The following is a 23,127-nucleotide window of genomic DNA, read 5'->3' on the forward strand; positions in this document are numbered from 1 at the left end:
AAGCTATAATATATCTTATGGTCGCAATTTTCTCTGTAGATGTTCATTTTGCAGAAATGGAAGAACTGTTCGTGATGGGATCTTTCTCAACTACGAACACATGGTCTGCAGAATCGATCAGTGACTCATCATGTGATACTATCAGGATCTGACCAACCCCGACGTCCCGCATCATGTCAATAAGTTTTATCAGCTGATGGACGTGTCCGCGATCAAGGAAAACAGTGGGCTCGTCCAGTATCAGGGGAGGGAGCTCAGAACTGCCTGTAGTTCCGGGTGAATGTGATAATAAACGATAGATGGCACACCTTAGCACAAGGTTGAATATCGCTCTTTCTCCTCCACTTAACAATTTAGGTTCAAGGGCAGTGCCATCCTTTTCATAGATGGTAAGATTGTACTCCTGATCAAGCTTGATGTGCGAGTATGCATTGTTGGTGTACATGAAAGAGAATATCTCATTGAGTAACCTGTCAAGCGCATCAATGTTCTTTGCACGCAGTTCAGCACGCAGGCGAATGTACATGGTCTCAAGCTCTTCCGCATCATTGTAGACGGCTGCGAGGAACTCCTTTTTATTGGTAAGCATCCTGTGCTTTTGCTTAAGCTCATTAAGCCTCTTGATCTCACCTTCGACGCGCCCCACTTCCTTATGAAGTTCCTTTATCCTCAGGTTAAACTTCTCCAGTTCGGAAACGATACCTTTGTATGCACTATCGTACTGCATCTTTTCGGTTCGGAGCTTGTCTATATCGACATCACCAAGTACCTTTTCGAGCTGGTCAAGACGTTGCTTCCGGTCCTTTATCTGCTCTTCGAACAGTCCGACCTTTTCCAGCCCGTTATTTATCCTATCCTGGGATCGCTGCATATCGTTCTGGACTTTCCTGATCTCAAGCTGGTTAGTTCGTATCTTTCTTGCAATATCGAGCTTATCTTTTACAACTTTGTGAGAATTCATCGCAGCAGTTTCATCTTTTCCCAGAGTAACAATATCTTCTTTGATCTTCCTGATCGATATCGTGACCTCACTGATCTGCTCTTTAAGACCACTTTCCTTCTCCTTCTCTTCCCTGATGGATATGTGGTTCTCTTCGATCAGTTTCTCATTGGCAGCGATGTCTTTCTTCTTTATCTGGGTCAGGTGATCGTTCTCTGCGATCCTTTTTGCAATTTCTTTTGCATTCCTGACACGTTCCACTTTTGTTTCCACATCTGCCTGTTCGGAACGTATGCTCTGGAGCTCGTTCAACAGACCAGCTTTTTGTTCTTCATCCTCTGCTGTTTCTTCGCATATCTTTGAGCCTTTAAGGTCCTGTCCGCAGGTGGGACATAATCCCTTATCCAGTAGCTCCTTAGCTTTCTTCACCCTTTTTTCAAGTTCTGTAAGGGTGGCAAACTTTTCCCTTTCTTTTCCATGAAGCTGTTTTTGCTTCATGCTCAGAAGTTCAGCAATATCATCTATATTTTCGAGCTTATCAGCAGGGAATCCAAGTTCTGAGGCTTCTTTTGATCTGTTCTCGTTCTCATCATCCAGTTTCCTGCTGTCTGCAGAAAGTCTTTCAATATCTTCCTGAATGCTTTTGATCTTAGCTTCCTTATTCTGTATGGCAATGGAAGTCTTCTTCACCTGTTCATTCAGGTTAAGCAGGAATTCATTCTGTGATCGCTCACTGCTTTGTGCCAGCTCTCTCTTTTTGACAATACTGCTGACCACATCCCGGGCACTGACTTCTTCTTTTTCTATGGATACAGCATAATTCTCAATATCAGCGTCATCAGGGATATTTATCCGCGTAGAAAGGTCGGCATTTGCACTTTGAAGCTGCTGGACTTCCTGCCTGCCGGAACTTACAAGGTTCCTGCCCTTTTCCATTTCGCTGTATGTTACCGTTACCTTTGACTTGAAGCCCCTTATCTCAACATCGATCGCTTTCTTTTGCTCCTGGGTTTCTGTGTATCTGCTTATCCTCTCTTCAATGGATTCCACAATTCCCCTGGCACGCTCTTTCTTTGCATCAAGATCAGAAATTTTCGCTCCGGTCTCATTCATCTCAGTTTTGACAGTGTTAAGCACCTGATATGGGTCCAGGGTTTCAATTTGTTCGATATCTGCAACATTGTCCTTGATGCGCGCATCTGTTTCTCTCTGGTGCCTTCCCACGCCTTTCCTTGCACTACTTGCACGCTCCCTGTACTCTTCCAGTTTCCCTATCTGAAGCAGGTCATCGATCATACGCTGTCGGTCCTTTGTCTTTGCGTTGATCAGTACATCGATCTCTCCCTGCCGGATGTACACACAGTTCTTGTAGGATTCCTCGTCCATCTTCAGAAGCGCTTTTACAGCTTCATAGGTCTGGCTGGCCTGATCGACCATGATATCCCCGTCGATCTTGAAGACCGACCTGTTGTTAGATGCACTTCCGGTTTTGGGATTTACCTTGTACCCCTGTTCAATGTTGTATTCATGCCCTTTGTTATCAAAATCAACTATTATGGATGCCTTTGTGGCACCCTTGCGGATAATGTCCGAGAGCACGAAATCCTTTGAAAGGGTGCGGCTGCCGAAAAGTCCTGTGAAACATGCTTCCAGCAGGCTGGATTTCCCGCTCCCGTTCACACCGGATACCACGGTGACACCATCCTCGAAGCTGATGTCAAGGTCCTTGTAGCTCCTGATGTTCTCAACACGTACCCTTTTCAGTTTCACAGGTAGTCCCCCAGATTGTATTGCTTTGGTTTCGGGGCTTCAACTTTCTTTTTCGTTGGAGCACTGTTCCCCGGTGGTTCGGATAGTTCTTCTTCTGTTTCTTCACATGTTCTTGATAGCTCGGCTTCATCCTGGCTAATAATGTCTTCTGGGGCAGTACCCTTTTCAGTTCCAGTGCTTGCATTATATTCGTCAGTATTTTCTGCGACCTTCTGATCATTAACAGATTCGAGGGCATAAATTTCATCGACTGGGGTTCCAGTTTCCGTATCAGCGTCGGTTTCTGTATTCTTTGGGATCATGTGGGTGCCCGGCTGCATGAAATCAATGCTTGAAAGCAGGTTCCCGATTCGCGTTTCAGCTTCAAGGTCGACCTTTGTCTTTGGAACGTCCGGATCCCTTACGATCTCATCGATCATGATGCCGCCGCTGGTAAGTGTCATTTTCCTGATCTCTCTTTTAACTGCCTCATCAGGGTCTGAAAAGGAAACCTCCACAGCCTTATCTTCCAGGATATCTTCCCCGCGTCTCATGTCCCTGATCCGGGTGACAAGGGCATTCTGGCTCGCAAGGAACTCCTCTATCTCATTGTAGGATATGGCAACTTCCGGGTTTCCTGAAATGTCCACAAAGACAACCTTTTCAGAAACATCATATTCTTTGATGCTATTGATGATCAGCTCATAGGCAGTATCCCTGTCCCGGAGCTCAACCGGAATGAACAGGAACTCGCGGGTGAGGATGTTACGTCTGCCGATGTCGATGCCATTGTCATTTATCGTAATTATATTGTATGTGCGGGCATCGCTTTCTGATGCACTGTTACGTTCTGTACTACCGCAATATGTCACCCAGGTCTGGTCGACCTTTGTCTTCTCATTTTTGTGATAATCTCCCAGCAGGATGGCATGTACTTCAAAGGGAAGTCCTTTGATGACCTCCTCGCAATCCCACTCGCCAAAGGGGAATGGGGACATCAGCTGGTGCATTACTACAATGTTGTATTCTCCACAGTTCTCATCTGTGAATTTCGAATAATCAAAAAGTTGTATCTTCGATCTCGGGACATTGTCTATTCCGTAGATGGCAACATCTTCTATCCTGTATGGATCGGTCCCAAGCCGTATGGCGATCTCCATGCTTTCGAACAGGTCTAGCCATTGGGTATGCTGCTTGCTCTCGTGGTTTCCCACTATGGAAAGGAACGGGATATTGTATTGTTTCAGCTTTGAGAGTATATTGATGGTGTCAAGGATGTCCTCAAGTGTCGGGTTCCTTGAATCAAAGAGGTCACCTGCATGGATAACAGCATCCATCTTCATCTCAACGGCATCGTCAATGACCCTGGAAAAAGCATCAATGAAATCCTGCCTGCGCACTTCACTATGGTACTGTCGGTATCCAATATGTGTGTCAGCAGTATGCAGTATTCTGATCTCCCTCTCCATGTCCCATTGTATAGTCCCTCATGTACTTTTAAGCTTGTTGTTTTGCCTATCTCGAAGGATTAATGCTAATAATGTCCAATTTTTATTATTGTGATGAGTTAAATTTAATATGTATTAGGCGTATCTTAAACATGTATTTTGACTATTATCGTTATCAGTTGACCGGTGGGGTCCGGTCGGTTTTAGAGGAGGGTACTAAATATGGTTTATACTATTGAATTTGGTGGGGTTGAAAGGGAACCTGGTATCAGGATGCTTCATGATATGAAAGAGGTCGTCTGTGACAGGGAATGGTTCGATTCAGTAGATGACTTCGAACTCTATTATATGTTCAGGCATCTTTCCATGTCCGAGGCCGAACTTAAAACTATCAACAAGCAGCACCTGCGTTATGACATTACGGTAATTCCTCCGGGAATGCTGGGGCGTGAGTTTGTCAAGACCGCAGGTCACTATCATCCGAACGTTCCGGGTGAGGAAATATCCTATCCTGAGGTATATCAGGTGCTTGAAGGAGAGGCAACCTACCTTTTGCAGAAGCATGAATTCGATGATATTGTCGATGTTGTTGTAATAAAGGCAAAAGCAGGGGATATTGCACTCATTCCTCCGGATTATGGTCATGTGACCATAAATGCATCCGATGAACCTCTGAAGATGGCTAACTGGGTATGCTGTGACTTTGCTTCCAGTTATGCACCATTCAGGGATATGGCAGGTGGTGCATATTATCTGCTGGATAAAGGGTTTGTCAGGAATCCTTGTTATGAGGACCTTCCTGAGCTAAGATATATCACTCCTGTAGATATTCCTGAATTTGGTCTTGAATGTGGCAGGGATATGTATGAACTCGTAAACGACACCGAAAAACTTCGGTTCCTGAAACAGCCACAGGACTTCGTTGGCGTATTTGAGAGCATTGTTACTATTTGAGAACAATATTCTCAAATCTCGTAGAAGTGTTCGGGATACACAAAACTATAATAGGGTAATTTCCTTACTTTATGGAAATGACAAGGTGTCTCTATGATCAATAAACCACATCGTGTCCAGTTCACTTCGTCACGTATTGAAGACCTTATGTTCAGGACCACATTCGACCCGGTTGCAATGGCAGGTGATGTTATAGTCAATCTGTCTCTCATTAAGGGAGAAGATCTTGAATCGATTCTCGAGGTATACGCGCTGGCGATCCGGAGCGGATTATCGGTCAGTCCTTTCCTCAAGATCATCAAAGGGGGGGAGAGTATTGGCGATTTCAGGATATCCAAGGGCGATGTGGGCATTGCCACAGTTTGCAGTATCACTATTGATGGTGTGCTCTTAAAAGGTGGTGTGATGATCAACCCTAAACTTGGAGGGGTCGTACAGATCAAGAACGGACACCCGGTGAGGTTTACTGATGTTGTGACCTATGTGAGCACAACCATAGACCCTCTTGAGGTCCTGATGTCGCAGGATGTCACCTCTGTAACCCAGATGCTAAGAACAGGCTCGGGAAAGATCCTTGCCAATCTTCGTGAAGCACCATTGGTCGCAAGGGATGATCTTGATCATATTCTCTCCGATATGCTGGATGCAGGTATCAGTGGAATTATGGAAGTTGGGGAGCCAAACTCCCGCGTGCTTGATGTGCCGGTGGAGCGGGATCATCTCGGTGTTGTTGTCATTGGCGGGACCAACCCCATGGCAATGGCAAAGGAGCAGGGCTTTGAGGTTCGCACGAACGCGATGTCAACTTTGATAGACATAGATGAGATGAAACACGTCGATGATTTTGTCTGATCACTTTTTGCGCAATTGTTCACCAATAACAGAATCGAGCTTTTGCAGGAATTCTTCTTTTACATTGAATGGTATGGTGGCGCCTGCTGCGATATCGTGACCTCCTCCTGCGCCTCCTATCTCTGCTGTTGTCACTGCCATGGCTTCAGAGAGGTTGAGTCCTTTCCTGATCAGGTCCTGTGTTCCGCGGGCTGACACCTTGACACCTTCCTTCGAATCTGCAAAGGCTATTATCGGAAGGGAACGGTTTCCGACGATGGATGTGCTCATTCCTGCAATGATGCCAACAATGGTCTCCATGATATTGGAACCTGCATCGAAATACTGGAGGTTGTTGAGTTCTGTGATGCCGTTCTCCTTGACGAACATGAGTCCGTTCACAAGGTTCTGCCGGTGCTCGCTCAACAGCTGGCGGGCGGATTCATAAGCTTTGCCGCGATCGCCCATGCAGACTGCCAGGCCGATATCCGCATGTCCGTAGCGTGCTGTGGCGTTGAGCAAAGTGGAATATTCCGAAGCATCTCTCATTTCTGTGCCTTCCTTCTCTTTCATGAGCAGGTAGACCTCTCCAATGAGCCTCTCGATCTTGTAGGGTGGCAAACCTGAACGAAGGCAGTATTGCACAAGCGCGGAGACCACTTTCTGCTTATCATTTTGCTCAAGATCGATCCATCTTCTCCAGCGTTCATCCCCGCTGAAGCGTATTCCAAGGTCATGCAGGAACCCGATGCATGCATCTTCATTTCCGGTAAGTCCGGGAAGGTATGGGTCGGATGCGAACTGGAGCAATTTGAAGACAGGACGCGTTTGTTTTCCAAAGAGCATTATGTCCTTCTCGTAATGCAGGCTGCCTTCCTTTACGCCCTCTTCGAGAATGTAGCGGTTAATTCCTGTAAGGTGTCCTTTTTTCAAATGCTGGAGGTCCCCTATGGCTCCGACTATGGCAAGGTCGGCAAGGTCCCTGTTATCCCCAAGGGCATTCGCAAGCATGTAGGTCATTCCGGAGCCGCTGAGCTCGTATGATCCATTGAAGCCGAAAAGATGGGGGTTTAAGTGATGTTCCAGTTCTCCCCTTGGTTGGTGATGGTCTGATATTACCGAATTTATGCCGTGTGAGTTGAGGGACTCTATCATGCCGCTCCCAAGGTCCGTGAAGATCGCAAGTTCCGGATTCTGGTTGGCGATAGCCTCAATTTCAATTTCATCCAGTTGCTTGACAAAATGGATGGAATGATCGATACCTGCCCTTTCAAGAGCTTTGCCAATGATCCCTGCTGATGTGAGACCGTCAGCATCTATGTGGGATACTACATATACAGAATTGGATTTGTGTATTTCAACCGAACACTTTAAAGCTTTTGACCTGATCTGTTGGATTTTTTCAATCATTTATATGCTCCAGTAAGATCTATTATTCAATGATCCTTTTTCCGGCTCTCCATTTGACAGGCTCTATTAGATAATGCCCGCTCTTGCGTTCGATGGGTGGGTATGTTTGTATCTCTTTGACCGTGTATTTGAGCGACGATTCGTCATGGAACCTGCTGTAAAGGTCATCCCATGGGATAATATGTGCTTTCCTTGCACACCCGGCACCCATTCTCAGTTCAACCGCCAGAAATCCGTTACGTCCGGATCTTCTCAGGAAGTCGGATATGCGGTCTATCTGGTGTGAACCTTTCTTATCTACTGTGAAATGCTGAGTAAAATAAAGTGCATTGGCACCTTTTTCAACTGATATGCTCTTACATTCTATGCCCATATAGTAGTCCGGGTTAAGGGAGTCTACCAGGACATCCAGAAACTGCGGTGTGAAGCGGTGCTGTTTGAGACGATGCGCTATCCCCCTTACGTTATTCTTTTCAAAAAAAGCATTGAACGACTGTACAAGTTCCCTTTCGAATTCTGTCATATCATAACCCCATTATGTGTTTTTGTTTAGATACTATTTGCATCTTTTAAAATGTTGTTCTCTTAAGGCGGCGTTAAATTGATGTATTACTGATGTAATGTAGGGTGTGATGAACAAGAAAACAATGGAGATCGTTCTGAGCATAGGTTCAGTACTCATGTTTATTGTAATGCTTATATTCGTGCACCTTGCTGAAATAGAGCCACAGGGGTATGGTTTTACGGCAGCTCTCATGTTGTTCGTACTGGCTGTATCTCTTGCTGGTATCAAAATAACACGCATTGACTAAGCAGATCAATATTATGCCGGTTCTTACAAGATATCTGGAATATGATACAAAAGGTAATTCCGAGATCATCGATATCACTGACGATGTCATAAGGTCTGTGAGCGGATCCGGAATTAATAATGGGATCGTTACTGTTTTTGCGGCAGGTTCTACTGTGGCAGTGACGACACTCGAGTATGAGTCCGGACTTATCCATGACCTGCAGCAGGCACTTGAACGTATAGCACCGAAGGACATCGAATATAAGCACAATGAACGATGGCACGATGGTAACGGCCATTCTCATGTGCGTGCATCTCTTCTGGGGCAAAGTGAATCGTTCCCGTTGATCGATGGCAGTATGCTTCTTGGGACCTGGCAACAGGTAATATTCATCGATCTGGATAACAGAGCCCGGTCGCGCAAACTGGTCGTTCAGATCGTTGGTGAATGAATCTATTTAAAAAGAGTGGAAAAGACCGTCCGTTGTGGGACAGTCCTCTATCGTTTTTAGCTTTTTTGTTTTTCAATTGCAGTATTACTGCTTCATAAGGAACTCTATGAAATCAGGACTGAGTCTTGTTTCCCGGACCATTTTCTCATTGATCTCTTCTTCGGAAAGACCTTCGTTCCTGTAATCCTTTATGCGGTCGTAGACGCTCTGTGAGACTTCAGAGTACTCGTTGATATCTTTTCTGTGTCCCCATACGTCACCTTCAAGAAGGTTGATACCCTGCATTTCAAGATACATCTTGGCGGATTTGGATATTGTTTTCTTGTATGAGCTTGGGATGTGAAGTGCTTTAACACTAGGGCATTTTACAACTAATGAGAATATGTCTGTGTTTGATGGTCTGAATGCAAGGTGAACGATCTCTTCATTTTCACTTAATGACTGGATTTCTTCTTTTGAACTTACAACTCTGATCTTCATTTTAGTCACTTCCTTTTTTTAGAGTGTATCTATATTTTCCAAACCCATTTTCAAATATATTTACACACAACGCATTATTGTATATACAACACCCACTTCTATATAAATATTATCGAACGATGGTACAAAAAATTACACGGTTTTATCATCTGATATACGAGTACTATAAAAGAATTCGGCAGTTTTAAGATGGATCGTGTTGTTCTCACATTCAGGTTTAAGATGAAATTGTAATGATTCGATGATATTAAAGAGGGTATAGGATGAGAAGTACACAGGTTGGTAATGTCCTTATAGAATGGCTCGGTCATGCCGGATTTATATTGAAAGGTCAGGGTAGGGTCGTATACATCGATCCGTATGTGCTGCCGGATGACTCTGGGTATGGTGATGAAGCGGATATTATATTGTTGACGCATGAACATTTTGATCATTGTGATCCTGCATCCATAAGGGAGGTGCGTGGAAGCACAACTACAACTCTCATTCCTGAAAAAATGAGCTTACAATTCAAGGGTGATGCAAGACGGATCGCTGAAGGTGATCTTCTGACCGGTGATCTTGCAATAAAAGGTGTCAACATCGAAGTGGTACCTGCGTATAACCTGAACAAGCCCAATCATCCCCGCGGAGAAGGTGTGGGATATATTGTTGAGCTTGATGGTGTGAGAATATATCATGCAGGTGACACGGACCTCATCCCTGAAATGAAGGATCTGAAGGCAGATGTTGTCCTTCTTCCTATAAGTGCTCTTTATACTATGGGTGAAGAGGAAGCGGCAGATGCTGCTGTGCTTATAGGTCCGAAAGTTGCTATACCCATGCATTATGGTTGTGTGGAAGGCACGGAGTCTGACCCGCAAAGGTTTAAGGAGCTTGTGAACGAAAAGGACCCTCGCATCGAAGTTATCATTCTACGGGATAAGTAAGTAGGTACGTAAGTAAGCAAGTAAGATACACAAAGGTATTTTTGTATGGCACGAATAAAAAAGAAGCAAAAGAACCTGATAAAGGATATAGCTACTGAAAGGATCGAATGCCTTTTCAAACTTGCAGGGGAGAGCTATAGTTCCAATCCTCATAGGAGCGACCGGTACGTAGCTCTGGCAAGACGGATCGGAATGCGATATCGTATAAGGCTTCCTTCTTACTTAAAACGCAGGATATGCAAGGGTTGCCATTCTTTTCTGGTTCCCGGTAACAGCTCGAGGATAAGGCTTCATGGCAGGTATATGACAATAACCTGCCTTAAATGTGGAAAAGAGATGCGTTATCCCTATAGAACAGACAAAAAAGTTAATTCTTAATTCCCTGTGACAAGGTTCAGGAGCTTCACAATAAGGTATGATGCAAGGAGCATTCCGATTCCCATAATTGCAAAGAGAAGCAGGTTCCTGATCACTACGTCCTTTTCAGATCCTGCCCTGATACCAAAAGCTCCGCAAGTGCCACCGGTACAGCCACCACACCCGCTGGGTGCTTTTTCAGCTACGTCGTTCTCTGCTGGCATTTCGTTAAGCACTGAAATAATTGGTTTTGTTTTTGGCATGATCTTCGCCTGCAACGATTATATTATCCATTATGAGTTCAATGGTGTATAAAAAAGCGACGAGAGGGGGATTCGAACCCCCGAGGCGCAAAGCACCACAGGATTAGCAATCCTGCGCCATACCGGGCTTGGCTATCTCGTCATTGGGTTTGCATTTTATTGCCACGCGTTCTCCTTAAAGGCAATAGCAATATTTAATGCTTTTCGTTTGAAGTTCAAAGTGACGGGCACACCGCGAGTTGCTGTCCATCACACAACCAAATGGTCTGAGATCTCTCCTCCACCCCGCAGCCCTACAAGCGACAAGTGCCCATGGTAGGTCTGCTCCCTTCCGGGCCTCGACTGGTTCCCACGGTGAAGATAAGAGGACCAATTCTCCAATTAGTTCTTCTACCAACACCATCCAAGCAGGACGGGGCTTCTCAGTTGAGATCACAGGTTTGGAAATGATCAAAACAACTTCTTTTGGCTTCGTCTCCCGCATATCGGCGATTTCGGGTTACAGGTAACGCCGGCCTACCCAGACTAGCCCGTCACGCATACATATGCATTACAGGTAATAAAAGTATTCCTCTTTCATCAATTGAAAGGCGATTGTGAGTGAATAATTATATGATGCATTAGTATACATTGTTATGGTGATATCATGGATGAATTAATGGGATTTATAACAGGTAACAAGAACAGGCAGAAACTACTGGCTCTGCTTGGATCTAAAGGGGAGATGGATGCAGCACGCATCGCAAAGAACATGCACGTGGTAAAGCCATCTGTTGATAAGATACTGGCCGAGCTTGTCGAAAAAGAATTGTTAAGCGAAGATGGTGGCGTGTACGACCTCACGGAGCTCGGAACCACTGTTGAGAGGTCGATCCACGCGATCTGATAAAAAAGATATATTTGAAAGCTATCTTGCTCTCTTTTTTTTTTATTTTTAGTTCATTGGAAGCTTTTTTTAAAGAATAACATCACAGTTGATCTTTATTCCTGTATCTTCTATTACATACTCGCGCATGTTCAGTGCATGTTTGGAACCTTTGGATTTGAGTACTCTGATGTATCGTTTGACCTCATTTGAGAATACGACCTGCCTGACCGTTACTACGGTATCAACAATAAAAGAGGCATCCTTGCTCATGATCCTGTCATTTTCCTGGGCGCACAGTTCCGTGGTAATGACCGATGTGACCCCTCTGGTCTTCAGATAGGCTGTAAGGCGCTGAAGATACCCGCGGAGTTTGATAATGTCGGGGAACGTTATTTCCAGATTGATCAATCCATCTACTACAAGCCTTGTAGCTTCCATGCTTTCCACAAGTTCTTTTATCCTTGTGGCATGCTCATCGGGATGGATCTCCTCCGGATTAGAATGTATGAACTTCAGCATTCCGGAATCAACGTATTGCTGCATGTCATATCCTAACTTTGATGCTCCCTGAATGATCTGCTGTGGGAGTTCGTTGTATGTGACTATTATGCCCTTCTCTCCGTTCTTCAGTCCTTCCATGAGGAACTGCCATCCAAATATGCTCTTTCCTGTTCCGGGCTCACCTGCAATAAGGGTACTATTGCCGGCAATCATCCCGCCGTGAAGCATAAGGTCGAAGTTTTCCACTCCGGACTTTATCCTGGTCTCAGTAAGCTCATCTACATCTTCAACGATCAAGCGTGGGTATGCTGTAAATCCTTCTGAGCTGACGTCATAACTGTATTCACGGGCAGTACGCCTTGCCTTGTTGTTCGGTTCGATGCCAAGCATCTTCAGGACTTTCAGTTTGTGGGCAGTATGATAACCGGAGTTCTCTTTTGAAAGATATATGATACCATCTGTAAGGTGGCTGGCAACATATCCATGTATCTGGTCTTCAAGAAGTTCTCCTGTGAGCATTACAAGGGATTCTGATTCTTTAAGCATGGAATCCAGTGTGTAGAAGAAACGCCTTCTTTCCTGCTCAACAAAACCAAATCCTATGGGTGTGATCGGATCAATGGCCAGACGGTCGGGATTTTCTGATGCAATTACATTTCCTACATCTATCAATGTACTCAACGGGTCCTTTTCAGATGCAGGGCGGCTTACCGGATATACTTTGACATTCTCATCCAGGAACGGGTATATGGAATGCAGCCTCTCAACTTTCCCGGCAGTTTCCGTTGTAAGAGGTATGTATAGTGTTTTTTCTCCCTTTTTGGCAGCATTTGATAGCATCTGCAGTATCATTGTGGTCTTACCAACCCCTGCCGTACCTGCAACCAGTATTGTTGATGGTTTCCTGAATCCCCCGAGGATCTCATCAAGGCCGTCGATACAGCATGACAAATTTTGAAGTTCTGACATTGTAATTTTCCATATGGATAAAGGGTTACTTATAATTTCTTGATTCCATGGATATCTACTTATAAAAATATATCATATCATATTATATGATTGTTTCTTCTTCCTTCCTGATCATTCCATTTCACTAAATGGTTCTGTCGCAAGTTTACCGTTCTTTTCTATCAGGAGCTCTATTTTCTTTTCAGAAGCCTCTATTTTCCGGTTACAGAGGAGTGCCAGCTTCATGCCTTTCTCGAAGGTCCCGATACTATCATCCAGGGTAAGCTGTCCCCTTTCAAGATGCTCAACAATGGTTTCCAGCTCTTCAAGCGCTTCTTCAAATGTAAGTTCATCAATGCTCTCTTCATTAATATTGTCTTCACTAATATCGTCGGTACTATCCGTCTTTCCCATATGTTCACCTCTCAAATAGCAGGTACTTCTTCCTGTCGTCCCTTATGCTCTTAACATTGCATTCCAGAATACCATCGCTGACAATTACATCAACCCCATCTTTTTCTTTTACATCGGCAACGTTTGTGATGATCCTCCTGCTATCAGGGGATACTGCAATGCTGTACCCTCTTCCCATGGTGTTCAAAGGGCTGACCGAATTGAGCCTGGATGCCTGAAGCCTGAGTTCGGATGCCTTGTTATCTACAATTCTACCAATGGATGTTGTCAGCTTTGATGTGAGCTCATCAAGATGCTGGTAATCCTGTCTTAGCATATCCCTGAAATGTTCAGGTTCTATCTTCTCCCGAAGATGTTCCAGATGCTTCTTTCTTTCAGACATGAGGTGTCGCATTTCGCTCTCCATCCTCATGGACAGGTTCGTGAGGTGCCTTTTGACCTCCTTCTGGTCGGGTACTACAAGTTCTGCAGCTGCAGAAGGCGTTGGTGCCCGAAGGTCGGATGTAAAGTCAGATATGGTATAATCAGTTTCATGGCCCACTGCTGAAACAATGGGCTTTTCTGAATTGAAAATAGCTCTTGCGACCGCTTCCTCATTAAAGGACCAGAGGTCTTCAAGGGAGCCGCCACCACGACCCACTATTATCACATCCACATCGGTCCTGTTCAGTAATTCTATGGAATGTACGATACTTTCCGCAGACTTTTCTCCCTGTACGATGGTAGGTGAGAGCAGTATGTCAACAGGGTATCGGCGCCCGATCACATTAAGTATGTCATGTATTGCAGCACCGGTGGCAGAGGTGGCAACACCGATCTTTTTCGGGAATTTCGGTATGGTTTGCTTGTGGATATCGCTGAAAAGTCCTTCCTTTTCCAGTCTCTCCTTAAGCTGTTCGTAAGCTTTGTACAATTCCCCGATCCCATCCGGGCGCATGTCCATCACACGCAGCTGGTACTGGCCTCGGATGGTATATACGTCCACAGATCCGAAAACAAGGACCTTCATGTTCTTTTCAGGTTCGAACCGAAGCGTCCTGTTCACGGACCTGAAACTAACACAGCTTATCTGGCTCTTTTTGTCCTTGATGGTAAAATAATAATGTCCTGACCCATGCTTTGTGAGGTTTGATATCTCTCCCTGTACCCAGACATTGTTCAGATTCGGGTCAGTTGTCAGTATATTTTTGATAAAATTGTTCAGTTCCGTAACGGTATAGGCAGGCATTGACACTTTCTCCAACTTCGCATAACGTTATATTGTACCTATTATTTGTACCTGCTGTGAGCATATTGAAAGTAATAACAGAAAGTATCACTGCGAGCAAAAACTATCAGGCGGTGATGCCTGATAGGCAGATCCTGATTTATACTCTCCTTTTCGCCTTTTTGTTCGCAAGGGTTTCTATGGGTCGCAGGTCCACCTCATCTGATACCACAAGTTTTTCTTCATCAACAGCGCTCCTGAAGAACTTGTTCCCTACAGGTGTGCGTATGATAAGTGTGGTCTGGTCCTGCGGACTCCCAATGGACCCGGCAGAAATATCCGCATCAAGTGCTGTCAGGTCTGTACAAATGGCACAACCCGGACGTATGCAGTCATCAAGTTCGGAAAGCGGGATCGTGTGAATTTCTCCGTTCTCGGTGGTGATCTCCAGTTTTCCCGTAACATCAAGGTGCTTGATCTGCCATGGGTCGATACCCAGTTCATTTTTGAGCTTTCCTTCAACCATTTTCTCATAGTCAAATGTCTCTGCACAGAAAAGACCGATCATCAGCCGGATGGAATCCCTGAACGGTCGTATAAGGTCATGCTCACTTTTGCGCATCTCGCTGATCGCCTGGACCACGCAGGGTACACCTACTATCGCTACATTGCGGTATTTTTTGGTTATGACAGCTTCCTTTAATGCCCATAATAGGGGTACCCACCAGTTGTACCGGCTTCCGGCCTGTCTGGTTAGCATCTCACTGGAAGTTATGATCGTTGACCTGGGCTTGAGGCTCCATGGATCTTCGGCAACAGTGATGACCGCATCCACAAGACCCTGTTCCAGTGCGTTCATAAGAATGGCAGTGACCGCACCTCCGCTTTGCTTCTTCTCAACATCGAAGTTTGCCGAGGCGGATACTATATCGATCGAATTTCCAATGGTCTGAATCTCCCTTTCATCTATCCTCGGGCAAACCTCATGGCAGGCGCCGCAGGGCACTCCGTCAACAGCTGATTTGCAGTATCCGTCATTCATCGGGTGTGTGGAATTCTCTCCTGTTTCAAAGAAAAGTGAGTTTGCCGGGCATACTGCAACACAGGCGCCGCAACATGCACATTTTCCTGTATGCCACACGTTGTTCTCAAGATCAGTATAATTCTTGTCATACATGTTATCACTCCCATGTGTACTTTCCTGCGAACGGTCTGGTGCTTGCAGGTACTATGCAGGTATAGTTCGTATCCAGCAATCCTGAGGGTTCCGTATCGAAATGTTTGCAGAACTCTTCCACATATGGGGTGATCATTTCAAGTTCCTTTTCTCCGAATTCCATTTTTCTGGCACCAACTCCCAGAAGCTCATCCTTCACTTCCCCGCGGATAACTATCATACCTCCGTGGATACCACTGCCGATCCCACGGTCCATTACCGGATTTTCCTGTCCGATACCCAGCACAATGATCAGGCCTCCGGCCATATACTCTCCCAGGAATGCATGTGAAGCGCCACCTACGACCAGTGCAGGGCGGCGATCTTCCTCATACTGCTTCATGTGGATGCCTCCGCGATAGCCGATGTTCTTTTCCACGAACAGTTTTCCGCCGCGCATACTATGTGCTACGGCATCTCCTGCACTTCCGTGGATAACAATTGTTCCTCCATCCATGGTATTGCCAGGGGCATGGTCGCAATTTCCGTTCACTATGCAGGTGGGGCCGTTCATGAACATTCCAAGGTCCCCTCCGGCAACTCCATTGATCCGGATGGTGACATCACCTTTCAATCCATCAGCAATGAACCGCTGGCCTATCACATTGTCCAGGATTATCTCTTTTGCACCGTTTTTGACCGCCTCTCTTATCATTTTATTGAGGGGGGTATAGTGCATGCCTTTTGCATCGATCTCTACTTTTTTCATGTTCTCAGGCCCCCACCGGCTTGACCTGCAGGACATCCAGGGTCCCTTCGTCCAGCATGTATCCTCGCAGACGGCTTCTGTTGCTCCTCAGGCTTTCAATACTATTGATCCCGGCAGCACCCATCAGCTCGCTAAGCTCAAGTGTCCATGAGCGGATGAGGTTTGCCACATGCTCGGATTCGATCTCCGGATCGAGGCGATCGACCAGTTCCTGTCTCTGGGTTGCGATACCCCATGGGCACATGCCTCTGTAACACTGGCCACAAACACGGCAGCCCATTGCGATAAGTGCTCCTGTGCCAATATAGACTGCATCTGCTCCGAGTGCGATCGATTTTGCAATATCTGCACTGTTGCGGATACCGCCACTTGCAATGACCGAGATCTTGTTCCTGATACCCTGGTCCTTTAGCTTCTGGTCAACACTTGCAACAGCTGCCTCGATAGGAATGCCTACATTGTCCCTGAAGACCTTTGGTGTTGCTCCGCTACCTCCGCGGAATCCGTCTATTACCACAGCGTCTGCCGAGGAACGTGCAATACCTGCTGCAATTGCCGCAGCATTGTGCACAGCTGCTATCTTTACGAACACGGGTTTCTTCCACTCGGTAGCTTCCTTAAGGCTTCTCACAAGTTGTGCGAGGTCCTCTATGCTGTATATATCATGATGCGGTGCAGGGCTGATAGCATCACTTCCAAGGGGTATCATACGGGTGCAGGACACATCCTGGCACACTTTTTCCCCTGGAAGGTGGCCTCCAATACCGGGCTTTGCACCCTGTCCGATCTTTATCTCTATGGCAGCTCCTCTTTCGAGGTAGTTGATGTCCACGCCAAAACGGCCGGATGCCACCTGTACTATCATATTTTTCTGGTATGGGTAGATAGCCTCATGAAGACCTCCTTCTCCGGTTCCCATGAATGTTCCTGTCTTTTCCACAGCTTTAGCAAGGCTTAGCTGTGCGTTCAGGCTGATAGCACCATAGCTCATGTGTCCGATCATGATGGGGGTTTCAAGCTTGAGATTAGGGGTAAGTTTGGTGAGCATCTCGATGTCACCGTTATCCTTCTTGTCTATCTCAAGCCTTGGTGGCTTCTTTCCAATATATGTCCGAAGCTCCATGGGTTCACGCAGCGGATCGATACTTGGATTTGTTACCTGGCAGGCATCGAGGACAAGCCTGTCGAAGATCACCGGATAGGGTTTTGCATTTCCCATGCCCGCAAGAATGATCTTCCCTGTACGTGCCTGGTTGATGATATCCTCGCGTGCCTCAGCTGTCCAGAGCGGATGGCTGCGGTAATCCACAGGTCTTTCCTGCAGTGATATGGCGTCCCTCGGGCACATGGAGATGCAGTGATGGCAGGCTGTACACTTTCGGGAATCGATGATTATCCTGTCATCTTCCCTGTGGAATACGCCATATGAACAGTTATTGATACATCGCATACAGTGCATGCACTGCTCGCGGTCGATGGTAACCTTGTATTTAAGGGGTACACTTCCAAGGCTCATACGATCACCCTCCCTATCACAGGTTCCCCTGCCCTTGGCATGTGTATGTTCTGTACCTCAGGGTCCATGACGCGGATGGCAGCTTCTTCGCTTGAGATGTAAAGCCGGTCTTCGTTCTCCCCGATGACCAGTGGTCTGAGCTTGATCCTGTCAGTAAATCCTACGATCCCTTCATGGGTTGCCACTACTATTGCAAACGGTCCGTTCATGAGAGCAGGTCCGTAGGTCAGGCGGATCGCGTGGTTGAGTTCCTGTTCCTTTTCGGGCATATTGTCTATCTCATCCCAGAAAGGCGGGGCAAGTGCTTTTACCACAACGTCCTCCGGAAGTCCATGCCTTCTGCCGAGAAGATCGAAAAGATATGCGACTACTTCGGTATCGGTGAACATGCTGCAGGTGTATCCATTGCTTTCAACATAACGTCTGTTCGTACCGTATGAGGTGATCTCTCCGTTGTGCACTACTGCCCAGTCAAGAAGATTGAACGGATGTGCTCCTCCCCACCATCCGGGTGTATTGGTGGGATAACGGTTGTGGGCAAGCCAGATGTACCCTTTGTAGTCTTCAATGCGGTAGAAGTTGGCAACATCCTCAGGCCAGCCGGAAGCTTTGAAAACTCCCATGTTCTTTCCGGATGAGAATATCAGTGCTCCCTGTATGTTGGAATTTGTTTCCATGACAATGTACTTCATGACATCGTCTTCTGGAGTTGTACTTCCTGCCATCAGGTCGCTGTAAGGCTTGAAGAAGTATCTCCAGGGGATATGACTTCGTTTAAGTCCGTCCTGCTCATATGTTGGTATGGCTTCCTGATGCACGATTCGTCCCCATTTATGGAGCATATGATCGACCCGGGACTTTGGTTCCACAAGGTTGTCAAAGAATACGTGTATGGCATAGCAGTCCTGGAAATCAGGATATATGCCGTATGCGGCATAACCTGCACCTTCTCCACTTCCCCTTTCATTCATAAGACTTAGTGCATCGCGAATACTGGAGCCATCCATTAGTGCTCTTTTCCTGTCGATCACACCTATTATTCCACACATTTTTATCACCTTGTTAAATTTATATGGACAGCATATTGCTGCCAGGGAGTAAGATCCTGAGGGAAAACCCCTTAGAGTATGCTAAGGTACGTGCCAAGTTCCCATTGATGTACACGTGCCTTGTAGTCATCCCATTCCACAGTCTTTGCAGCGAGATAATTTAGGAATACATGGTCTCCAAGAGCGTTTCTCACGAATCATCACATTTGGTAACTGCTTCAATAACTTCTTTCCGGAAATTTATGCTACCTTATGCTGCTCATTTTATCCCCCTTGTGAGCAGTCATATTGACGGGTACACTCTGAATATATAAATCTTATAAATGTACTCGAATATAACTATTGCTTTTCATGGTTTGCACCAAAGTGTGCAATGGCATCTTTTATAATGTATGAAAAGATAACTCCCTTTGATGTCTGTCAGAAATGAACCGAATGTACTTTCCCGCATGGAAAAGACCGGCTCTACCATTCTAAAATGCATGCATTGCGGTGTCTGCAGCGGTAGCTGTCCCTCGGGAAGGCATACAAGCCTGAATGTCAGAAAGCTCCTGAGGAAGGCATGTAATGATCCGGCAGTACTTTCTGATGATTCCCTCTGGATGTGCACTACCTGCTATAATTGCCAGGAGAGATGTCCGCGGGGGATAGACATCGTTGATGCTATATTTGAGATGCGTGCACTTGCTGTTCAAGAAGGTATCATTTATCCGGAGCACAGGAAGGTCGGTGAGCTACTTCTGGAGCACGGACATGCCGTTCCAATTAACGAAGAGAATAGAACAAAGAGGGAAGCTCTGGGACTTGATCCGCTACCACCCACTGTTCACAGTTTCCCTGAAGGACTGGAAGAGGTAAAGAAGCTGCTGACATCATGTGGGTTCGATGAACTGATGTCCGAAGAATGATGCTTCATTTCCGGGAGGAATAAATATGGCAAATGTATCACTTTTTCTGGGATGTGTGATCCCTAATCGTTATCCGGGTATAGAAAAGAGCACAAAGCTCTGTCTCGATAAACTCGAAGTAGACTGTATTGATCTGGAAGGCGCATCATGCTGTCCTGCACCAGGGGTGCTCCGTTCATTTGACAAAGCTACATGGCTTGCCCTGGCCGGCAGGAACATTGCTTTATCCGAAGAACTGGACCGCGACCTGCTAACGATCTGCAATGGTTGTTATGGCTCACTTGCTGATGCAAATTATGAGATCAAAGCAGACGAGCAGGTTAAAAAAGAAGTTAACTCTCATCTTGGCCTGATAGGAAGGAACATCAAAGGCAGCCACGATGTTCGCCACATCACTGAATTTTTGCACAAAGAGGTTGGTCCCGGGAAGATCCGTGATGTTATCACCCGGCCGCTGGAGCTGAGGGTTGCTGTGCACTATGGCTGCCACCTTTTGAAACCGTCTAAGGGACGTGTAGGTTCAAGTGTGGAGAGACCATCGTTCTTTGATGAGCTTGTGGAAGCTACAGGTGCGGAAAGTGTCGAATATCCCGATAAGATGGAATGCTGCGGAGCTGGCGGTGGAGTTCGTTCTGCATTGCCTGATGAAGCTCTTGCACTCACCGGCCACAAATTGTCCATGATCGAATCCGTGGGTGTTGATTGCATTGTGAATGCATGTCCTTTCTGTCATATGCAGCTGGATGCCGGGCAGGTGGACCTTAATGGGCGTGATGGCACCTCACACAACATTCCTGTGCTTCACTACACACAGCTTCTGGGACTGGCACTTGGTTTTTCAGTGGAGGAATTGGGGATCGATCTGAATGAGATGAAGAACTTAGAGTTCTTTAAGAAATTCGTATAATATTTCCTTATTTTTCTATCTTTATCTTTTTGACCATATGGCCAAAGCCACAGCTACAGGTTCGTTGCTTCTGGTTATATTAATAAAAAAGAGAAAAAAGAAACTGGTTTGTTTAAACCAGTTTGTTGATTGGGTGGTTCTCATCCATGATCTCAAGACCGAGCTCTTTTGCGGTCTCAGCAAGGATGATGTCTACCAGTGCGGTTGCAGGATAGACTGTGTCAGTGTTCTCGATAGGACCGAACAGCTGGAAGTTTGAACCAAGTGTCTGTGGGACAAGGTTTGTTCCGATATCTGCTGGCATGTAAACTGCCTTGCGCTGTTCCTTTGTCTCGAAGGATTTCTTGTATTCCTTCATCCAGTCCCATGCGGATGCAAGGTTGTGGTATCCACCACCAACAGGGAGACCGAAGTGTCCCTTTACAGCAACGACTGCTCTCATGGATGCACCTGCGCCTGCTCCGAGTGGAGTTGCAGCTACATCGACGAGTGGCTTTGTGATTCCACAGTCCTTTGCGATGTCGAGCATACCCATGCTCTGACCTGGACCACCGGACTCAAGAACCTCGAGCTTTCCTTTGACGGTTGGGTCTGTTGCGTTGAATGCAAGGACAATTGAAGCATCGATGTCACTCTTTCTGATAGCTTCGATCTCATCGTCGTGGATACTACCGTTGATAGAGTTGTAGATAGCCCTGTCAGCTACACCGATCTCTGTTACGTAATCTGCTGCTGCAGCACGTACTTCACCTGCGGAAGAGTCGATAAGGAATGGTGTCTTATCATCTTCTGCAACGAACCAGTCGATGTACTTCTTGATTGCCTGTGGTGTTTCACCGACGATCTGGTTAACACATGGGTTACCTGTTACGTCTGCCATCTCACGCATGTGGTTCCAGAGATTGTCTGCTGCTTCCTTGTCGAAAACTCCCTCATCTTCATCGGTCACGATGTTGTGTCTGTTGTAGAACATTGAACCGATCAGAATTGTTGGGTACTGGCCAGGCTGACCGCCGAACTTGACGCCACCAACCTCGAATACTTCCTGTTTCTTGTCAAATTTAAACATGTTATTACCTCTTATCAGATGAGTATCGGGGATATTGAAATGTAGATGAGGAACATCAATATACCTGCTACTGCTCCGTATATTATTCCTATGTCTCTTCCTACTTTCTTTCCGATCCTCTGTGCGATCTCACTGTTTACGAATTCGATCTTTTCGTCGATCTCATTGAGCTTCTCAAGAACCTCGTTGAAATCTGCAGGGTCTGTTACAACACTTGGTGTTGTGTTTTGTCCATCGCTCATATTACACCACCTACCTGCCAGATGATCAGTGGGAGTATCAGTACCATCAGCACTGCGAATGCGAAACCGACAATGAAACCGGTTGCAGCTGTGGCATTAACTCCGGAATCGAGCTTCTGGTTCCTTGCGATAAGCTGAGCCCTGTATCGAATTCTTTCGACAACGTTTTCAATGGCACCCATCTGTGGGCTGATGACCATTGGGACTCCCTGTCCGGATTCTATTTCTTCTGCCATGTCAATTACCTCCCGAATAACAATAGGCCAAGTAGTGACAGCGTAATTGCAAGACCGATCATAATACCTTCGACCTTACCTGCGTGTACACCTGCGTGGTACTTGTTCCAGTTACCGGCAATGACCATTTCCCTGTCAATATCAAGGATCCTGTGCCTGACTGTAGCGAGCTCTGCTGCCATTGGCTTAAGTCCGCCAGCCTCTTCTTCCTCTTCGCCGCCACCTTCGCCTACTTCGACGACCATAGGATCGGCATCAAAGGCACCAGGGTCTTTTGCTACACATTCCTTGATCTTTGCAACGATCTGTCCCATATCTTCGGTACCGACCATGTCTATAGGCTCTACCTGCTGCTGGAGCCTTTCGACTGCTTCATCGGTCAGGTTCTCAACATAAGGTATCGCACCTGTTGCTCCAACAATACGGTTGTCACTGACACCGTTCTTGTGGATCATCATGAATGCTTCACCGGTAATGTGTCCCTTTACTTCAGATCCTGTTACAATGAGGAATCTGATGTTAGGGTTTGAGATGATCTGTGCAACTACTTTTTCCAGACCAAGGTTCTCTGTTTTACATGGACCTGTGATAGCAGCTCCTGCTTCTAATTGAGGTGCGCCTGGCAGGTGTGATCCAAGGGTGATGACTGCGACGCAGTTCTTTACGTCTCCTACTTCATATTCACCTTTCAGGGTTGGCCAGCCATCTGCTGGTTCTCTTTTATCTGCCAT

At 46.1% G+C, this 23,127-nt stretch carries 27 protein-coding genes, 1 tRNA gene and 1 other RNA gene; 9 read left to right on the forward strand and 20 right to left on the reverse strand.

All coding sequences use genetic code 11. The features are described 5' to 3' along the window. Window positions 1-43: 43 nt before the first annotated feature. Together BMX02_RS00270 and BMX02_RS00275 are read right to left on the reverse strand one after the other, a co-directional pair. Window positions 44-2,710 (reverse strand): AAA family ATPase, encoded by a 2,667-nt coding sequence (locus BMX02_RS00270; RefSeq protein ID WP_167879293.1) that lies wholly within the window; start codon window positions 2,708-2,710, stop codon window positions 44-46. Further along, window positions 2,707-4,158 carry a metallophosphoesterase family protein gene (locus BMX02_RS00275; RefSeq protein ID WP_091688018.1) on the reverse strand — a complete coding sequence of 484 codons (1,452 nt, stop codon included), beginning with the start codon at window positions 4,156-4,158 and terminating at the stop codon, window positions 2,707-2,709. The genes BMX02_RS00270 and BMX02_RS00275 overlap by 4 nt, the downstream gene beginning before the upstream one ends. Before the next feature lie 201 nt (window positions 4,159-4,359). Here BMX02_RS00275 and BMX02_RS00280 point away from each other — a divergent pair, with 201 nt between their 5' ends. Both BMX02_RS00280 and BMX02_RS00285 read left to right on the forward strand, forming a co-directional pair. After that, window positions 4,360-5,091, forward strand: a complete 732-nt coding sequence (locus BMX02_RS00280; protein WP_091688020.1) for a glucose-6-phosphate isomerase family protein — start codon at window positions 4,360-4,362, stop codon at window positions 5,089-5,091. 93 nt (window positions 5,092-5,184) lie between these two features. Beyond that, complete coding sequence (locus BMX02_RS00285) at window positions 5,185-5,943, forward strand: DUF128 domain-containing protein (protein WP_091688022.1); 759 nt, start codon at window positions 5,185-5,187, stop codon at window positions 5,941-5,943. Here the strand turns inward: BMX02_RS00285 and BMX02_RS00290 are convergent, their stop codons facing one another. Then, entirely contained in the window at window positions 5,944-7,332 is a 1,389-nt protein-coding gene (locus BMX02_RS00290; protein ID WP_091688024.1) for a RecJ family nuclease, read from the reverse strand. A 22-nt stretch (window positions 7,333-7,354) separates the two neighbouring features. Continuing rightward, window positions 7,355-7,855: a hypothetical protein gene (locus BMX02_RS00295; protein ID WP_091688027.1), complete on the reverse strand. Its 501-nt coding sequence runs from the start codon at window positions 7,853-7,855 to the stop codon at window positions 7,355-7,357. A 109-nt stretch (window positions 7,856-7,964) separates the two neighbouring features. Between BMX02_RS00295 and BMX02_RS00300 the strand changes: the two genes are divergently transcribed. Together BMX02_RS00300 and BMX02_RS00305 are read left to right on the forward strand one after the other, a co-directional pair. Beyond that, complete coding sequence (locus tag BMX02_RS00300; RefSeq protein ID WP_091688029.1) at window positions 7,965-8,144, forward strand: hypothetical protein; 180 nt, start codon at window positions 7,965-7,967, stop codon at window positions 8,142-8,144. Window positions 8,145-8,157: 13 nt separating this feature from the next. Then, window positions 8,158-8,577 carry a secondary thiamine-phosphate synthase enzyme YjbQ gene (locus BMX02_RS00305; RefSeq protein ID WP_091688031.1) on the forward strand — a complete coding sequence of 140 codons (420 nt, stop codon included), beginning with the start codon at window positions 8,158-8,160 and terminating at the stop codon, window positions 8,575-8,577. 84 nt (window positions 8,578-8,661) lie between these two features. Here BMX02_RS00305 and BMX02_RS00310 read toward each other — a convergent pair whose 3' ends face one another. Beyond that, window positions 8,662-9,057, reverse strand: coding sequence for a DUF1699 family protein (locus BMX02_RS00310; protein ID WP_091688033.1), 396 nt, complete (start codon window positions 9,055-9,057; stop codon window positions 8,662-8,664). 263 nt (window positions 9,058-9,320) lie between these two features. Here BMX02_RS00310 and BMX02_RS00315 point away from each other — a divergent pair, with 263 nt between their 5' ends. Together BMX02_RS00315 and BMX02_RS00320 are read left to right on the forward strand one after the other, a co-directional pair. Next, window positions 9,321-9,986, forward strand: a complete 666-nt coding sequence (locus BMX02_RS00315; RefSeq protein WP_091688035.1) for an MBL fold metallo-hydrolase — start codon at window positions 9,321-9,323, stop codon at window positions 9,984-9,986. Between the two features lie 45 nt (window positions 9,987-10,031). Beyond that, a complete protein-coding gene (locus BMX02_RS00320) occupies window positions 10,032-10,364 on the forward strand; it encodes a ribonuclease P protein component 4 (protein ID WP_091688037.1) in 333 nt (110 codons plus the stop codon). Here the strand turns inward: BMX02_RS00320 and BMX02_RS00325 are convergent. From BMX02_RS00325 to ffs, 3 genes are all read right to left on the reverse strand, one after another. Next, complete coding sequence (locus BMX02_RS00325) at window positions 10,361-10,606, reverse strand: hypothetical protein (RefSeq protein ID WP_091688039.1); 246 nt, start codon at window positions 10,604-10,606, stop codon at window positions 10,361-10,363. The genes BMX02_RS00320 and BMX02_RS00325 overlap by 4 nt on opposite strands. A 57-nt stretch (window positions 10,607-10,663) precedes the next feature. Continuing rightward, window positions 10,664-10,748 (reverse strand) — tRNA-Ser (locus tag BMX02_RS00330). A gap of 79 nt (window positions 10,749-10,827) precedes the next feature. Beyond that, window positions 10,828-11,142, reverse strand: an RNA gene (gene ffs, locus BMX02_RS00335) — signal recognition particle sRNA. 122 nt (window positions 11,143-11,264) lie between these two features. Here ffs and BMX02_RS00340 point away from each other — a divergent pair. After that, complete coding sequence (locus BMX02_RS00340; protein WP_342210523.1) at window positions 11,265-11,492, forward strand: transcriptional regulator; 228 nt, start codon at window positions 11,265-11,267, stop codon at window positions 11,490-11,492. A 69-nt stretch (window positions 11,493-11,561) separates the two neighbouring features. On the opposite strand, the gene BMX02_RS00345 is transcribed toward BMX02_RS00340, so the two are convergent. From BMX02_RS00345 to BMX02_RS12200, 8 genes are all read right to left on the reverse strand, one after another. Next, on the reverse strand, window positions 11,562-12,944 hold the full coding sequence (locus BMX02_RS00345) for an ATPase domain-containing protein (protein ID WP_091688043.1): 1,383 nt from the start codon (window positions 12,942-12,944) through the stop codon (window positions 11,562-11,564). Between the two features lie 111 nt (window positions 12,945-13,055). Continuing rightward, window positions 13,056-13,337 (reverse strand): exodeoxyribonuclease VII small subunit, encoded by a 282-nt coding sequence (xseB, locus tag BMX02_RS00350; RefSeq protein WP_091688045.1) that lies wholly within the window; start codon window positions 13,335-13,337, stop codon window positions 13,056-13,058. Window positions 13,338-13,341: 4 nt separating this feature from the next. Then, a complete protein-coding gene (gene xseA, locus BMX02_RS00355; RefSeq protein ID WP_091688047.1) occupies window positions 13,342-14,565 on the reverse strand; it encodes an exodeoxyribonuclease VII large subunit in 1,224 nt (407 codons plus the stop codon). 139 nt (window positions 14,566-14,704) lie between these two features. Next, window positions 14,705-15,721, reverse strand: coding sequence for a Coenzyme F420 hydrogenase/dehydrogenase, beta subunit C-terminal domain (locus BMX02_RS00360; protein ID WP_091688049.1), 1,017 nt, complete (start codon window positions 15,719-15,721; stop codon window positions 14,705-14,707). A 4-nt stretch (window positions 15,722-15,725) separates the two neighbouring features. Continuing rightward, window positions 15,726-16,469, reverse strand: coding sequence for a GltB/FmdC/FwdC-like GXGXG domain-containing protein (locus BMX02_RS00365; RefSeq protein WP_091688051.1), 744 nt, complete (start codon window positions 16,467-16,469; stop codon window positions 15,726-15,728). A gap of 4 nt (window positions 16,470-16,473) precedes the next feature. Further along, the gene (locus BMX02_RS00370) at window positions 16,474-17,985 is read right to left on the reverse strand and encodes a glutamate synthase-related protein (protein ID WP_091688053.1); all 1,512 of its coding nucleotides are present in this window, start codon (window positions 17,983-17,985) and stop codon (window positions 16,474-16,476) included. Further along, window positions 17,982-19,034, reverse strand: a complete 1,053-nt coding sequence (locus BMX02_RS00375) for a class II glutamine amidotransferase (protein WP_091688055.1) — start codon at window positions 19,032-19,034, stop codon at window positions 17,982-17,984. The genes BMX02_RS00370 and BMX02_RS00375 overlap by 4 nt, the downstream gene beginning before the upstream one ends. Before the next feature lie 71 nt (window positions 19,035-19,105). Continuing rightward, window positions 19,106-19,228, reverse strand: coding sequence for a hypothetical protein (locus BMX02_RS12200; protein ID WP_135644011.1), 123 nt, complete (start codon window positions 19,226-19,228; stop codon window positions 19,106-19,108). 219 nt (window positions 19,229-19,447) lie between these two features. Here BMX02_RS12200 and hdrC point away from each other — a divergent pair, with 219 nt between their 5' ends. Beyond that, entirely contained in the window at window positions 19,448-19,942 is a 495-nt protein-coding gene (gene hdrC / locus BMX02_RS00380) for a CoB--CoM heterodisulfide reductase subunit C (protein WP_394328870.1), read from the forward strand. Between the two features lie 25 nt (window positions 19,943-19,967). Further along, window positions 19,968-20,849 carry a CoB--CoM heterodisulfide reductase subunit B gene (gene hdrB / locus BMX02_RS00385; protein WP_091688057.1) on the forward strand — a complete coding sequence of 294 codons (882 nt, stop codon included), beginning with the start codon at window positions 19,968-19,970 and terminating at the stop codon, window positions 20,847-20,849. A gap of 112 nt (window positions 20,850-20,961) precedes the next feature. On the opposite strand, the gene mtrH is transcribed toward hdrB, so the two are convergent. The 4 genes from mtrH to mtrA are packed head-to-tail and all read right to left on the reverse strand — an operon-like array spanning window position 20,962 to window position 23,127. Beyond that, window positions 20,962-21,918, reverse strand: coding sequence for a tetrahydromethanopterin S-methyltransferase subunit H (gene mtrH, locus BMX02_RS00390; RefSeq protein WP_091688059.1), 957 nt, complete (start codon window positions 21,916-21,918; stop codon window positions 20,962-20,964). Between the two features lie 14 nt (window positions 21,919-21,932). Beyond that, window positions 21,933-22,160: a tetrahydromethanopterin S-methyltransferase subunit MtrG gene (mtrG, locus tag BMX02_RS00395; RefSeq protein ID WP_091688061.1), complete on the reverse strand. Its 228-nt coding sequence runs from the start codon at window positions 22,158-22,160 to the stop codon at window positions 21,933-21,935. Beyond that, on the reverse strand, window positions 22,157-22,396 hold the full coding sequence (locus BMX02_RS00400) for a tetrahydromethanopterin S-methyltransferase subunit F (RefSeq protein ID WP_091688063.1): 240 nt from the start codon (window positions 22,394-22,396) through the stop codon (window positions 22,157-22,159). The genes mtrG and BMX02_RS00400 overlap by 4 nt, the downstream gene beginning before the upstream one ends. Before the next feature lie 5 nt (window positions 22,397-22,401). Then, entirely contained in the window at window positions 22,402-23,127 is a 726-nt protein-coding gene (gene mtrA, locus BMX02_RS00405; protein ID WP_091688065.1) for a tetrahydromethanopterin S-methyltransferase subunit A, read from the reverse strand.

Source organism: Methanococcoides vulcani, from assembly GCF_900111645.1.
Taxonomy (GTDB): domain Archaea; phylum Halobacteriota; class Methanosarcinia; order Methanosarcinales; family Methanosarcinaceae; genus Methanococcoides; species Methanococcoides vulcani.